The 12,492-nt window shown below is 74.8% G+C and carries 12 protein-coding genes; 4 read left to right on the top strand and 8 right to left on the bottom strand.

The features are described 5' to 3' along the window. Positions 1-35 precede the first annotated feature (35 nt). The 5 genes from ABTZ17_RS02190 to ABTZ17_RS02210 all read right to left on the bottom strand — a co-directional run bounded on the left by ABTZ17_RS02190 (position 36) and on the right by ABTZ17_RS02210 (position 6,175). Positions 36-800 carry an SDR family NAD(P)-dependent oxidoreductase gene (locus tag ABTZ17_RS02190; protein WP_352193588.1) on the bottom strand — a complete coding sequence of 255 codons (765 nt, stop codon included), beginning with the start codon at positions 798-800 and terminating at the stop codon, positions 36-38. 114 nt (positions 801-914) lie between these two features. Next, positions 915-2,078, bottom strand: coding sequence for an MAB_1171c family putative transporter (locus ABTZ17_RS02195; protein WP_352193560.1), 1,164 nt, complete (start codon positions 2,076-2,078; stop codon positions 915-917). Next, positions 2,068-2,559: a hypothetical protein gene (locus tag ABTZ17_RS02200; protein ID WP_352193559.1), complete on the bottom strand. Its 492-nt coding sequence runs from the start codon at positions 2,557-2,559 to the stop codon at positions 2,068-2,070. The genes ABTZ17_RS02195 and ABTZ17_RS02200 overlap by 11 nt, the downstream gene beginning before the upstream one ends. A gap of 223 nt (positions 2,560-2,782) precedes the next feature. Beyond that, on the bottom strand, positions 2,783-5,200 hold the full coding sequence (locus tag ABTZ17_RS02205; protein WP_352193558.1) for a Tex family protein: 2,418 nt from the start codon (positions 5,198-5,200) through the stop codon (positions 2,783-2,785). Positions 5,201-5,305: 105 nt separating this feature from the next. Further along, positions 5,306-6,175, bottom strand: a complete 870-nt coding sequence (locus ABTZ17_RS02210) for an SCO6745 family protein (protein WP_352193557.1) — start codon at positions 6,173-6,175, stop codon at positions 5,306-5,308. A 157-nt stretch (positions 6,176-6,332) separates the two neighbouring features. Here ABTZ17_RS02210 and ABTZ17_RS02215 point away from each other — a divergent pair, with 157 nt between their 5' ends. Together ABTZ17_RS02215 and ABTZ17_RS02220 are read left to right on the top strand one after the other, a co-directional pair. Next, positions 6,333-7,298: a GlxA family transcriptional regulator gene (locus tag ABTZ17_RS02215; protein WP_352193556.1), complete on the top strand. Its 966-nt coding sequence runs from the start codon at positions 6,333-6,335 to the stop codon at positions 7,296-7,298. A gap of 84 nt (positions 7,299-7,382) precedes the next feature. Next, a complete protein-coding gene (locus tag ABTZ17_RS02220) occupies positions 7,383-8,015 on the top strand; it encodes a DJ-1/PfpI family protein (RefSeq protein WP_352193555.1) in 633 nt (210 codons plus the stop codon). Between the two features lie 44 nt (positions 8,016-8,059). On the opposite strand, the gene ABTZ17_RS02225 is transcribed toward ABTZ17_RS02220, so the two are convergent. Then, a complete protein-coding gene (locus ABTZ17_RS02225) occupies positions 8,060-8,833 on the bottom strand; it encodes an enoyl-CoA hydratase/isomerase family protein (protein WP_352193554.1) in 774 nt (257 codons plus the stop codon). A 77-nt stretch (positions 8,834-8,910) separates the two neighbouring features. Between ABTZ17_RS02225 and ABTZ17_RS02230 the strand changes: the two genes are divergently transcribed. After that, entirely contained in the window at positions 8,911-9,663 is a 753-nt protein-coding gene (locus ABTZ17_RS02230) for an HdeD family acid-resistance protein (protein WP_352193553.1), read from the top strand. Positions 9,664-9,793: 130 nt separating this feature from the next. Then, complete coding sequence (locus ABTZ17_RS02235; RefSeq protein ID WP_352193587.1) at positions 9,794-10,246, top strand: ATP-binding protein; 453 nt, start codon at positions 9,794-9,796, stop codon at positions 10,244-10,246. A 30-nt stretch (positions 10,247-10,276) separates the two neighbouring features. Here the strand turns inward: ABTZ17_RS02235 and idi are convergent, their stop codons facing one another. Together idi and ABTZ17_RS02245 are read right to left on the bottom strand one after the other, a co-directional pair. Continuing rightward, on the bottom strand, positions 10,277-10,879 hold the full coding sequence (gene idi, locus ABTZ17_RS02240) for an isopentenyl-diphosphate Delta-isomerase (RefSeq protein ID WP_352193552.1): 603 nt from the start codon (positions 10,877-10,879) through the stop codon (positions 10,277-10,279). A 177-nt stretch (positions 10,880-11,056) separates the two neighbouring features. Further along, complete coding sequence (locus ABTZ17_RS02245) at positions 11,057-12,307, bottom strand: bifunctional class I SAM-dependent methyltransferase/N-acetyltransferase (protein WP_352193551.1); 1,251 nt, start codon at positions 12,305-12,307, stop codon at positions 11,057-11,059. Positions 12,308-12,492 lie beyond the last annotated feature (185 nt).

The following is a 12,492-nucleotide window of genomic DNA, read 5'->3' as shown; positions in this document are numbered from 1 at the left end:
CCGGGGACCCGGCGCGGCGGCGCCCCGGCCGGCCCTCAGGGGCCGGCCGGGGGGCGTCGGGTCCGCGCCATCCGGCTCGCGACCAGGTGCCGCGGCAGGTGCCGGACGGCCTGCGCGTACGCCTTGTACCGCCACCCGGCCACGCTCACCGGCCGGGACCGCGCCAGGTCCTTGAACGCCTGCGCGACCACCTGGTCGGGCTCCAGCCACGGCACGTCCTTGAGGGCGTCCGGGTCCATGCCCGCCCGCTCCTGGAACTCGGTGCGGGTGAACCCGGGCACCACGGCCAGCACCCGCACCCCGTACGGGGCCAGGTCCACCCGCAGGGACTCGCTGAAGGAGGTCAGCCACGCCTTCGCCGCCCCGTAGGTGCCGGTGGGCAGCAGCCCCGCCACCGAGGACACGTTGAGCACCGCGCCGCGCCGACGCTCCCGCAGGCCCGGCACCACCGCGTGGGTCAGCCGCAGCGGCACCCGCACGAGCAGCTCCAGCATCCGCTCCTCGTCCTCGACGGGGTTGTACGGGAACGGCGCGGGCAGCCCGAAGCCGGCGTTGTTCACCAGGACGTCCACGGGACGGTCCGGATCCCGCAGCCGGTCGGCGACCGCCGCGCAGGCCGCGGGGTCGAGCAGGTCGGCGGGCAGCACCTCGCAGGCCACGCCGAAGGTGTCGGTGAGCCGGGCCGCGGTCCGCTCCAGCCGGCCCTCGTCCCGGGCGACGAGCACCAGATCGCAGCCGCGGGCCGCGAACTGCCGGGCGAAGGCGGCGCCGAGCCCGGAGCCGGCGCCGGTGATGAGCACAGTGGTCAAGAGAGCTTCCACCTCGATGTGTGACACGTGACGTTGGTGCGTGATGCGTGACATGGCAATGTGATGCGGCGCCGCTGCGTGCGGCCCGGCCCGGCGCGCCCCGACCTAATCCGGCTCCGGGCGGAAGGCGTCCGTGCTCGGGGCCCCGTACGCCTCCGCCACGTCCACCAGGAAACGGCGCTCGCCCGCCAGGTCCCCGCACTCGATGGGCCCCGCCCCGTAGCCGCCCGGTACGGCCGGCCGGCCGAGGTCCTTGGCCCGCCGCGCCTCGTTGATCACACAGGCCAGCACGGCCGCCTCCACGCGCGGTCCGACCGTCCCGGTCTCCGCCACGTACCGGCGGGCCTGTTCGGGGACGCCGGGGGCCACGTACTCGTTCAGGGTCAGGATGGCGTCCCGGGTCTCGATCACCTTGCGGTACACCAGCAGGTCCCGCGGGACCGGCGGCCACAGGAGCTCCAACAGCCGGGAGGCGCGCGGCGCGTGCAGGGCCACGTGCGGCACGGCCTGCACCAGGTCCCGCCAGAGCGGCCACAGCCGCCAGGCCGCCGTCACGTCGCCGAGGGTGCGGCGCGCCAGGAACAGCGTCGGCAACAGGATCGCGGCCGCCCGCAGCACCCCGTGCAGGTTCATCAGCAGCGGCAGGTACGGCAGCGGCCACTCGACGCCCGCCAGCGCCTTCAGCAGGTACGCCAGCCAGAACAGCCCCGCCAGCGCCGTGCCCAGCCCGAACAGGCGCAGCCCCAGCGCGAGCGCCCGGTTCCCCGCCCGCCCGCCGTACCGCCAGCAGACCGCCACGCAGACCGTGTTGGCCACCAGGTGGGCCGAGATCAGCACCAGCCAGTACGCCAGGGAGGGCACCGGCTCGCCGCCCGGCGGCATCCCGTGCAGCCGGTGCGCGGGGGCGGTGGCGTCCAGGACCAGCAGCGCCGCGGACAGCACGACCGTGGCCGCCGCCGAGGCGGGCCGCAGCCGTCGCCCGCCGGTGCTCGCGGAGACGAAGTAGAGCACCGCGCCCGCGGACAGCACCCCGGTGAGGTTGCGGACCAGCCCCACGAGGTGGGCGGTGCCGGGGGCGCGCTGGGCCGCCTCCACCACCTCGGGCAGGTTGAGGGTCATGGCCCCGGCGGCGGTGGCCACGGCCAGCAGCAGTCCGCGTTGCTCCGGGGAGCGCACCGCGGCGGGGGCCCGCAACAGCACCGCCGCCCACAGCAGCAGCACCGAGGGCAGGGCCAGCCACGTGCCGAACGCGGCGAGGTCAGCCCGCATCGGCGCTCCCCATGCCGAGGGCGGAACCGAGCCGTTCGAGGGTGCCGCGCGGGGCGCGACCGGGCCGCGGACCGGCCTCGGTGCGGATCATGCTGGCGAGGAGTTCGGCCTCCCGCTCCTGCCGGGTGGTGTAGTTCGTCCGGCCGAGAACGACCGGAACACCACCCTCCGCGGGGTCCTCGCCCTCCAGGGAATGGTGACCGAAGAGGATGTGGCCCAGCTCGTGGAGGACGATGTGCTCGCGGTGCAGGCGGGTGGTGCGGTCCTCGTAGAACACGTAGTCCACGGTGGCGGTCCCCACCCACAGTCCGCAGACCCCCGAAGCGGCGGCCTCCGGGGGCAGCGGGTGCAGCCGGATGGGCCGGCCCCGCCGGGCGGCGATCCGCGCGCACAGGGCTTCCAGGGAGAACGGGTGCGGCAGGTCGAGGCCGGCGAGGACGGCCTCGCAGCGTTTGCGCAGTCCGTGGTGGCCGTAGGGCACCGTGTGCTCCCTCCTGGGACCCGTCCGGGCGCAGCGTCGGTAGGCAGGTGCGGAAGCGGTCATGGGGTCCTGAGCCTTCGGGACGGCCGGGCGCGGGAACGGGTCCGCAGGATGGACGGAGGGCGGCGCGCGCCGTCGTGGCGCACCCGCCCTCCGTCATCCCTACCGATCTTGTCCCCGCCTTGGCAAGGCCGGGCCCGAACGGGGCTTCGAATTCAAGCCATCAGCCGCGGCGGCGTCCCTCGGGGTCGGTGAGGCCCGCCCGGCGCAGGGCGTCGGCCATGGCGCTGTTGGCGGGCGGCGGGGTGCCCTCGCGCCGTCCGCCGCGCCGGTCGCCGCCGCCCTGACGGGTTCCGCCGGTGCCGCCCGCGCCGCCGCCTCGCTGCTGCGGGGCCCGTCCGCCGCGGGGCCGCTCGCCGCGTTCGCCCCGCTGCCGGCCCCCGCCGGCCGCGGCCTCCGCCTCGTCCTCCAGGCGCAGCGTGAGGGAGATCCGCTTCCGGGGGATGTCCACGTCGAGGACCTTCACGCGGACGATGTCCCCGGGCTTGGCCACCTCCCGCGGGTCCTTGACGAAGTTCTTCGACATGGCCGAGACGTGCACCAGGCCGTCCTGGTGGACGCCCACGTCCACGAAGGCGCCGAAGGCGGCCACGTTCGTGACCACGCCCTCCAGCACCATGCCCGGCTCCAGGTCGCCGATCTTCTCGACGCCCTCCTTGAAGCCCGCGGTGCGGAACGCCGGGCGGGGGTCGCGGCCGGGCTTCTCCAGCTCGCGCAGGATGTCCGTCACGGTGGGCAGGCCGAAGGAGTCCGTCACGAAGGACTCCGGCCGCAGCGAGCGCAGCACCGAGGTGTTGCCGATCAGCGCGGCGACCTCGCCGCCCGCCTGCTTGCCCATGGCCCGCACCACCGGGTACGCCTCGGGGTGCACGCTGGAGGCGTCCAGGGGGTCCTCGCCGTCGCGGATCCGCAGGAAGCCCGCGCACTGTTCGTACGCCTTGGGGCCGAGGCGGGCCACGTCCTTGAGCCCGCGGCGGCTGCGGAAGGGGCCGTTGGCGTCGCGGTGCGCCACGATGTTCTCGGCGAGGCCGGCGCTGATGCCGGAGACCCGGGAGAGCAGCGGGGCCGAGGCGGTGTTGACGTCCACGCCGACGCCGTTGACGCAGTCCTCGACGACGGCGTCCAGGGACCGGGAGAGCTTCACCTCGGACAGGTCGTGCTGGTACTGGCCGACCCCGATGGACTTCGGGTCGATCTTGACGAGTTCCGCGAGGGGGTCCTGGAGGCGGCGGGCGATGGACACCGCACCGCGCAGGGACACGTCCAGCTCGGGGAGTTCCTGGGAGGCGAAGGCGGAGGCCGAGTACACGGAGGCGCCCGCCTCGGACACCATCACCTTGGTGAGCCCCAGCTCCGGGTGCTTGGAGCAGAGCTCGGCGGCCAGCCGGTCGGTCTCGCGGGAGGCGGTGCCGTTGCCGATGGCGACGAGCTCCACCTCGTGCCGGCGGGCCAGTCGGGCCAGTTTGTCCAGGGCCTCGTCCCAGCGGTTCGCCGGCACGTGCGGGTGGATCACGTCGGTGGCGACGACCTTGCCGGTGGCGTCCACCACGGCCACCTTGACGCCGGTGCGGAACCCGGGGTCCAGGCCGAGGGTGGCGCGGGTGCCCGCGGGGGCGGCGAGGAGCAGGTCGCGGAGGTTCGCGGCGAACACCCGGACCGCCTCGTCCTCGGCGGACTGCCGCAGCCGGGTCCGCAGGTCGATGCCCAGGTGCACCTGGATCTTGGTGCGCCAGGCCCAGCGGACGGTGTCCGCGAGCCACTTGTCGCCGGGACGGCCGCGGTCGGTGATCCCGAAGCGGTGCGCCACCGCGTCCTCGAAGGAGGACCGGACGCGGGGCGCGCCGTCCGCGGCGGGCTCCTCCGGCTCCAGGGCCAGGTCGAGGACGTCCTCCTTCTCGCCGCGCAGCAGGGCCAGGACCCGGTGCGAGGGGAGCGCGGTGAAGGGTTCGGCGAACTCGAAGTAGTCGGAGAACTTCGCCCCCGCCTCCTCCTTGCCCTCGCGGACCTTCGCGGTGAGGCTGCCGCGGTTCCACATGCGTTCGCGGAGCTCGCCGATCAGGTCGGCGTCCTCGGCGAACCGCTCGGTGAGGACGGCCCGGGCGCCTTCGAGGGCGGCCGCGGCGTCCGCCACGCCCCGCTCGGCGTCCACGTAGGCCGCGGCGGCCTCCGCCGGGTCCCGGGAGGGGTCGGTCAGCAGGGCGGAGGCCAGCGGCTCCAGTCCGGCCTCGCGGGCGATCTGCGCCTTGGTCCGCCGCTTCGGCTTGAACGGGAGGTAGATGTCCTCCAGCCGGGCCTTGGTGTCGGCGGCGAGGATGCTCGCCTCCAGGGCGGCGTCCAGCTTGCCCTGCTCGCGTACGGACTCCAGCACCGCCGTCCGGCGGTCCTCCAGCTCCCGCAGGTAGCGCAGCCGCTCCTCCAACGTGCGCAGCTGCGCGTCGTCGAGCATCTCGGTCGCTTCCTTGCGGTAGCGCGCGATGAAGGGCACGGTCGAGCCGCCGTCGAGCAGCTCGACGGCGGCTTTCACCTGGCGTTCCCGTACGCCGAGCTCCTCGGCGATCCTGCCTTCGATGGACGTGGTCACTCGTCGTTCCCGCCTTCGTATCAGCCTGAAGGCTGCAATTGTGGCAGGTGGGCGGCGGACCGCCGGTCCGGCCGGGCCGGACCGGCACGGGAGCGGGGGGCGGGCTCAGCCCTTGCCGAGGAGGTCCCGGGGGAAGGCGCCGTTGCCGAGGGCCTTCATGAACCAGCCCTGGCCCAGCTCGGTCAGGCGGGCGGTGCCGGCCGCGCCGAGGTGTTCGTACGGGGCCCGGTCCAGGCGGTCGGTCTCCCGCTCCACTTCCTCGCGCAGGTCCAGTCCGGCCGGGGTGAGTTCGCCCTCGGCGTCGAGGACCCCGCGGGCGCGCAGTCGGTCCTTGGCGGCGTCCAGCTGTTCCTGGGTCCAACCGCGGGTCAGCTTGGTCCACTTGGGGGTCATGCCGAGGCCGGAGGCGGTGTGCGAGACCAGCGACTCGATCGGGTCCAGCTCCGCCGCGACCAGCGCGATGATGTGGCCGTCGCCGCGGTGCTCGCGGAGCAGGGTGGCCGCGTGCCAGTAGGCCAGGTGCGGCTCTTCGGGCACCGGCAGGTCGGCGTGGGCGGAGTACAGGATCCGGCCGTGCCGGGTGCACGCCTCGGTGGCCCGCAGGGCCAGCTCGGCGGCCTCGGCCATCTCCGCGGAGGCTATGACCTCCTCGCCGAGGAGGCGCCGCAGGGTGGTGTCGGCGGCCCGGGTGCGGGCCTCCAGCACCACCTCCGGGGAGGCCTCCCGCCACACCGCGGGGAAGTGCCGGGCCAGCAGCCCGTGGTCGTAGTTGAAGAAGGCGGCGGCGACCGCGCCGGGGCCGACGGCACCGAGGGCGGCGGCCCGCGCGGCGAGGGCGGCGCCCTGCGGGTCCTTGATGCCGGCGGCGGTGATCTCGGAGGTGTGCTCGGGGGCGAAGTACAGGATCGCGTGCATCGGGTTGAGCGTGCCCTGGGCGCAGTTGCGGACCGCGAGGGCGGGCAGAGTGGTCGTCATGCGCGCACGCTAACCGCCCTTCCGGGCCCCGGAGAGGTGATTTCCGGCCACCTGGCGGGCGGACTTGGCGAGGTGGGGTCGGGTGGTCCGGGGCATGGCAGCAAAGGTGGGAAGCACGTCATTGCGGTCGCCCGCCGGCACGCACGAGCATGGGGACATGGCGCAGCGAACCGTGGTGGTCGTCCTCTTCGACGGGGTGCAGAGCCTCGACGTCACCGGCCCCGTCGAGGTGTTCAGCGGGGCCGACCGGACCGGGCGCGGGCCGGGGTACCGGATCCGCACCGCCTCCCTGGACGGCGGCCCGGTCCGCACGTGCAGCGGGCTGCGGCTGGTGCCGGACGGCTCGCTGGCGGAGGCGCCGGCCGCGCACACCCTGCTGGTGCCGGGCGGGGAGGGCACCCGGGAACCGGATCCGCGGCTGGTGGACTGGCTGCGGGAGCACGGGCCGCGGGCGCCCCGGCTGGTGTCGGTGTGCACGGGTTCGCTGCTGTTGGCCGAGGCCGGGCTGCTGGACGGGCGGCGGGCGACCTCGCACTGGCTGGTGTGCGAGGCGATGGCCCGGAAGTACCCGCGCGTGACGGTCGAGGCCGATCCCGTGTACGTCCGCGACGGCCACGTGGCCACCTCCGCGGGGGTGACCGCGGGGATCGACCTGGCGCTGGCCCTGGTCGAGGAGGACCTGGGGCGGGACGTCGCGCTGGAGGTGGCCCGGCACCTCGTGGTCTTCCTCCACCGGCCCGGCAACCAGGCCCAGTTCAGTGCCCAGTTGGCGGCGCAGACCGCCCGGCGGGAGCCGCTGCGGGAGGTGCAGCGGTACGTCAGCGAGCACCCGGAGCGGGACCTGACGGTGGCGGCGTTGGCGGACCGGGCCCGGCTCTCCCCGCGGCAGTTCGCGCGGGCCTTCCACGCCGAGACCGGCGTGAGCCCGGGGCGGTACGTGGAGCGGGTCCGCGTGGAGCACGCCCGGCGGCTGCTGGAGGACAGCTCCGAGGGGGTCGCGCAGATCTCGCGGGCCTGTGGCTACGGCACCCCGGAGGCGTTGCGACGGGCCTTCCTCAAGGCCCTCGGGCAGTCCCCGGCCGAGTACCGCCGCCGGTTCGGGCCGCGCGGCCCGCGCGGCTGAGCGTTGTGTGACCGGTCATGCCGCAGTGTGACCCATGACCGTGCAACTTCACATGTGACACTACAAACTATCTCGGAGGACCCCGTGCAGATCGCCGTCCTGCTCTACGAAGGCTTCACGGCCCTCGACGCCATCGGCCCCTACGACACCCTGGGCCGCCTCCCCGAGGCGGAGACCGTGTTCGTGGCCGAGACCCCCGGTCCGGTCCGCAACGACTCCGGCTCACTCGCCTTCGTCGCCGACAAGGCCCTCTCCGAGGTCACCGCCCCGGACATCGTGATCGTCCCCGGCGCGCCCGACCCGTCCGCGCAGATGACGAACCCGGCCGTACTGGACTGGTTGCGGACCGTCGACGCCGGTACCACCTGGACCACCTCGGTGTGCACCGGGTCCCTGCTGCTCGCGGCGGCCGGGCTGCTCGAAGGCCGCCGCGCCACCTCCCACTGGCTGGCCCTGGACCAGCTGGCCGGCATGGGCGTCGAGCCCACCGGGGAGCGGGTGGTCACGGACGGCAAGTACGTCACCGCGGCCGGGGTCTCCTCCGGCATCGACATGGGCCTGACCCTGCTGGGCCGGATCGCCGGGGACCGGGTGGCCCAGTCCGTCCAGCTGCTGACGGAGTACGACCCGCAGCCGCCCTACGACGCCGGGTCCCCGGAGAAGGCCCCCGCGGACCTGGTCGCGGAGTGGCGGGCGGCGTCCGTCGCCGGTTCCTGAGCCCCGCCGAGGCACCCGCGGCCCCGCCCGGGCCCCGCGCGGGGTCAGCGGTTCGGGCCGCCCCGGCCGGGCCCCGGCCAGGTGAACACCGGGGCCCGGCGCTCCAGGAAGGCGGCGACCCCCTCGGCGGTGTCGCCGCCCCGCCGGGCCTGCTCCGCCCAGTGGGCCTCGCGCCCCTCCCGGCCGTCCGCGAACTCCTTCGCGGCGGCCTGGGTCAGCAGCGACCGGGAGGCGAGCACCGCGGTGAACTCGGCCACCCGCTTGTCCAACTGCCCCACGGGCAGCACCTCGTCCACCAGTCCGGTCCGCAGCGCCCGCTCGGACCCGATCAATTCGGCCGAGAACAGCAGGTACTTGGCGGTGGAGGGCCCCACCAAGGAGACCAACCGCCGGGTGGAGGAGGCCGGGTAGACGATGCCCAGCCGCGCCGGGGTGATCCCGAAGGAGGCGCCCTCCTCGGCGAACCGCAGGTCGCAGGCGGCCGCCAGCTGGCAGCCACCGCCCACGCAGAACCCGCGCACGGCCGCCAGGGTGGGCCGGGGGAACGCCGCCAGCGCCTCCTCGGCGGCGACGGCCAGGGCCTGGGGCTCCGCCCCCGGCTCCGGCGCGCGCAGGTCCGCGATGTCGGCGCCCGCGCAGAAGGTGTCGCCCGCGCCGGTCAGCACCAGGGCCCGCACCGCCGGATCCGCGGCCAGCTCCGCCAGCAGCGGGGGCAGCGCCCGCCACATCCCGGCGGTCATGGCGTTGCGCTTGGCGGGGTGCGAGACGACCACGGTGGCCACCCCGTCCGCGAGGGTGTGGTGCAGCTGGGCGTCCATGCGCCGGATGCTATCCCGCCCGCCCGCTCCTATGATCGGGAGAGTCCGCCAGGGGGGCGCCGGGAGAAGGAGCGCTCATGGCAGCCGACCGTACCGAGGCGGAGCGGGCCCGCGAGGAGGCCCTGAAGGGGCGCAGGAAGCTGGGCCGGGGTTTCGCCCTGCTGGCGGCGCTCGGCGTGGTGCTGGTGCTGGCCGGGCTGGTGGGCCTCTTCTACACCGGCTTCGCCACCCTCACCTCGATGTTCCTCTTCGGCTGGCTGCTGCTCATCGGCGGGGTGGTCGGCCTCGTCCAGGCCGTGCAGTCCCGCAAGACGAACTACTTCTGGCTCTCGGTGATCGTGGCGGCCGTCAACCTGGCCGCGGGCTTCGTGATCCTGCGGCGCCCCGAGGCCAGTGCCGAGGCGCTGACCATGTTCGCCGCGCTGCTGTTCCTCACCGGCGGGGTGTTCCGGTTGGCCGGGGCCCTGGTCGTGCGCGGCCCCAACCTCGGCCTGGCCCTCGTCCAGGGCGCCTTCGGAGTGCTGCTGGGCGTGCTGGTCCTGGCGGGCTGGCCGGGCAGCAGCCAGTACGTGATCGGCACCTTCTTCTCGCTGGCCCTGCTCTTCGACGGGCTCAGCCTGATCGGGGTGGGCTGGGGAGCCCGCCGCCTCCTCGGGCTGGTGGGGGAGACCGAGGAGCAGGCGGCCGAGGCGGCGCTGGCCGCGCGTGCGGGGGCGGCCGGGACGGCCGGGGCGGGCGGGGTTCCGGATGCCGCCGGGGGCGCCGTGCGCGGCGGGACCGGTCAGGCCACGAAGCGCTCTCCGGAAGATCAGGACCAGTCCCACAACTGACCCTGTCATAAACCACCGGTCAAAAAGCGTCCGATAAGCGCTGACTTCTGGTCAGGGCGCAGGTGAGGGGCCCGCGGGTCCCCACCCTTGCCCTGTGGAGACGATCGAGCGCGAAGACGGGGGCCGGGACATGGACGGGCCACCCCCCGGAGACAGTGAGCCCGTCTATCAAGGCGTGTGGAGATTCACCGCACCGGCGGTTGAAGAATCCGTTCCGCAGGCCCGCCGGGCCGTCCGGGACCTGCTGCACCGGCAGGGCGTCCCGGCCGACCCGGACACCCTGTACTCCCTGCTGCTGATCGTGTCGGAGCTGGTGACCAACTCCGTCCGGCACGCCGCTCTGCTGTCGCCGGAGGTGGCCGTCGAGGTGGCCGTCGGACCGCGCTGGGTACGGGTGGCCGTCGAGGACGACCACCCGTACCGCCCCAAGGCGCTGGAGGCCGACTTCGGCCAGACCGGCGGCCGGGGCCTACTGCTGGTGCGCGAGATCACCGCCGAGGCGGGCGGCACCTGCGACGTGGAGCACACGGCCGGGGGCGGCAAGGTGATCTGGGCGGCGCTGCCGCTCGCCCCGGGCCGCTGACCGGCACCGACACCCGCCGCCCCGCCGGGGCTACCAGCCCGCGGCCTCGCCGGTGAGCTCGCGGATCGCGGGCCGGGCCGCGTCGAGCACGGTCATGAACCAGGCCGAGAACGGATCGGCCGCGTGCCGCTTGGCCAGCTCCTCCGCCGTCACGAACACCGTGTCGTTGACCTCCGAGGGGTCCGGGTCCACCGGAGCCTGCGCGAGTCCCACGAACAGGTGGTTGAACTCCTGCTCCACCAGTCCCGAGGCCGGGTCCGGGTGGTTGTAGCGGACCGTGCCCGCCTCCGCCATCAGCGCGGGGGACAGGCCCAGCTCCTCGTGGGTGCGGCGGGCGGCCGCCGCGAAGGGGGACTCGCCGGGGTAGGGGTGCCCGCAGCAGGTGTTCGACCAGACGCCCGGGGAGTGGTACTTGCCCAGCGCCCGCTGCTGGAGCAGCATCCGCCCCGCGCCGTCGAAGAGGAACACCGAGAAGGCGCGGTGCAGCTGCCCCGGGGCCTGGTGCGCGGAGAGCTTCTCCGCCGTGCCGATGGTCCGACCCGACTCGTCGACCAGTTCGAGCATGATCGGCTCGTCGCTGGCATCGGCACGGGAAGACGCGCTGGTGGCGGCGGTGGCTGGTGTGATCGGCATGACCATCCTTCGGCTTCGGACTTCGGCTTTCAGTCTGCCGCACAAAAAGTGGAGGCCCGCACTTCGCCCGTTTCCGCATGTCCACTGTCGGCCAAGGACGGGGGTGGCCCCGCCGATCGTGCCTGATCGGCGGGGCCACCCCCCTAGGGCCCTGGCGGACACCTCGGTTTGCGCCGGTCAGACCCCGAACGGCGGCGCGTAGGCCACGGCCCCCGAGGGGACCGGAGCGGCCGGGTCGAGCAACGACACCATGTGCGCCTCGGCCGGGACCTCGAACGGAAGATCGATTCCGAACGGGCCGGCCGGGACGAACCCGAACCGCGGGTAGTAGCCGGGGTGCCCCAGCACCAGCACCTGCGGTTCGCCCAGCGCCCGGGCCGCGTCCAGGGCGGCCCGGATCACGGCCGCGCCGGCCCCGGTGCCCTGGAACTCCGGCAGCGTGCCCACCGGGGCCAGCACCAGGGCCGGGGCCCCGCCGATCCGGCAGCGCGTGATCAGGCAGTGGGCGGCGATCCGCCCGTCGGGGGCCTCGGCCACCCAGGACAGCTCCGGCAGCCAGGCGTCGTCGGCCCGCAGCCGGTCCACCAGCTCGGCCTCGGCCGGGGTCTCGAAGGCCGCCGCGTGCACCGCGAACACCGCCTCCGCCTCCCCGGCCCGCTCCCGCCGGACCGACCAACGGCCGTCCTCGGCCACCGGACGCAGCACGTACCCGCTGTAGCCGTACGCGCCGCCGTGATCGCGCCGCAGGGCGATCTCCCGCCGGGCCCCGGCCACGGCCTCGGTCATGCCCGGGAGGGAAGTGTCGGCCCGCTCGGCCCGCTCGCCGAGCGGGCCGTAGTACGCGTCCCAGTCGGATTCCGGCTGCGCGTACGCGCCCAGCACGCCGTACCCGGCGGCCGCGGCCGCCCCCAGGTTCGCCGCGTCGGTGCGCAGCGGGTAGTGCTCGGCCCAGAAGGCGCGGGCCTGCTCGGACGGCTCGCGGTCGGTCCACACGCATTCGGTCAGCACCAGGGTGCCGCCGGGGGCGAGGAGCCGCCGCCAGGCGCGGAGCGCGGTGTCGAAGCCGATGGAGTAGACGGAGCTCTCCGCCCAGATCAGGTCGAAGGAGCCGTCGGGGAAGGGCAGGTCGCCCATGTCGGCGCGCACCGGGTGGACGCGGTCGTCGAGCCCGCGGGCCCGGGCGGCCCCGGCCAGTTCGTCCAGGAAGCCCTGGTGCAGGTCGACGGCGGTCACCTCGGCCCCCGCCTCGGCGGCGAGGAGCAGCGCGCTGCGGCCCGGACCGCAGCCCAGGTCGAGCACCCGGGGCCGCTCGGGGAGCGGTCCGGCGAGGGAGAGGAGGTGACGAGTGGTGGCATCGGAGCCGGGCCCCTGTCGGGGCAGGCCGCGGTGCAGGGTGAGGAACGCCTCGAAGAAGGTGTCGTCGGTCAACGTGAACCCTAAGAAAGGAGGGCTACGGCCGGGAGCGCTGTCCGCGCGGAGGAAAGGTGCGCGGTCAGGCCGGGCCGGCAGCCCGGAAGGTGGGGATGGACGCGTCCACGCCGCATGCGGCGGCGCACTTCACGACGGTCATCAACCCACCTCCTCGGGGCTCTCCGGTGGCGACCCGCGGGTCG

The organism is Streptomyces sp. NPDC097619 (assembly GCF_040302735.1).
Taxonomy (GTDB): domain Bacteria; phylum Actinomycetota; class Actinomycetes; order Streptomycetales; family Streptomycetaceae; genus Streptomyces.
Note: the sequence above shows the minus strand (reverse complement) of the source record. Positions and strands in the feature narration are given on the sequence as shown.